Annotated in this window: 2 protein-coding genes; both read right to left on the reverse strand. The window is 47.0% G+C overall.

The features are described from left to right. On the reverse strand, nt 1-278 hold a 278-nt coding region (locus Xenpb_RS19295), incomplete at its 3' end, for a transposase (protein WP_187655731.1). Further along, the gene (locus tag Xenpb_RS19300) at nt 272-745 is read right to left on the reverse strand and encodes a helix-turn-helix domain-containing protein (protein WP_187655732.1); all 474 of its coding nucleotides are present in this window, start codon (nt 743-745) and stop codon (nt 272-274) included. The genes Xenpb_RS19300 and Xenpb_RS19295, both read right to left, overlap by 7 nt. Between the last annotated feature and the right edge of the window lie 333 nt (nt 746-1078).

Genomic DNA, 1078 nt, shown 5'->3' on the forward strand with positions numbered 1-1078 from the left:
AAACGGTTGTCTCCTTGTTTGGCGACCTGCTCTAAACAATCAATCACATCAGCTCGCGTAATACTGCCTGCGGTTGTCTGGTAAAATAGCGTGTTGTCCGTGTAATTTAACGCCCCCAGAACTGACCATCTGCCATGGGCTTGAGGCTCAGTCTCATGGGGCTTACCCCGTGGACTCCAGCCATATTGCACCGGAGGAGACGCGGCAAAACCGGCCTCATCAAAATAGACCAGACGGTAATGGCCTAACTGTGCCCCGGCCTTAATTTGGCTCAGCAAGGCGGATTTTTTCGCAAACGCCGTTTCGTTGCGTTTTTTTTAAGCGACAGGCGGGTTCGTTTATAGGTCAGTCCCTGCTTTTTCAGGGTATTCGCCAGCGTTTCAAGCGTACAGGGCAGGGAACCCTGCCTTGCCTCAACGCACTGAGCTATTCGGGCGAGCGTCAGGGACTCTGCGCTGGCCGCTTCGACCGCAGTGGCAATCATTTCAGGCGTCATAGCGAGATACCGGCCGCCAGCATGACCGCCTAATAATCCCGCAATCCCGGAATTGTGCCATGTGTGAACCCAGTTGTAGATAACCCGGAGACTGCATCCTATCTCAGCGGTGATCTGGGACGGCTTGACGCCTCTGGCAAGCATGAGCAAATCCGTTCCTCGCGTACGGACGTCCCGGTGTGGGTGATTCAAGGCCAGTTGTTGCAATGTAATTCGTTCAGGCTCAGAAAGTGTTATCTTCGATTTCATAAGAACAGGTGGAAAATCGGGTTATTGATTATAACAGTAATGCAGATAATTTATCTTATTAACTTAATAAAAATTACATAATCGATCGTGAAGTAAAGATTGATTACACTGATTTTGATAAGGATCAGATATACACATTCAAAATTATAAATGTAAAATTGTGGGCTAATGACAATACCCCACCCACAGTTGATACGATATTCTCCATATTGGGAAGAGTACCGTCATCCTCTTACCTAAATATTACGTCGGTTGATAAAGATCTTTACATTTTCAACGAATTTTCGAGGCCTCTTTTCTTGTGTAAACGATTTTAAATATCCCAGCCCCCAA

The organism is Xenorhabdus sp. PB62.4 (assembly GCF_014467285.1).
Classification (GTDB): Bacteria; Pseudomonadota; Gammaproteobacteria; order Enterobacterales; family Enterobacteriaceae; genus Xenorhabdus.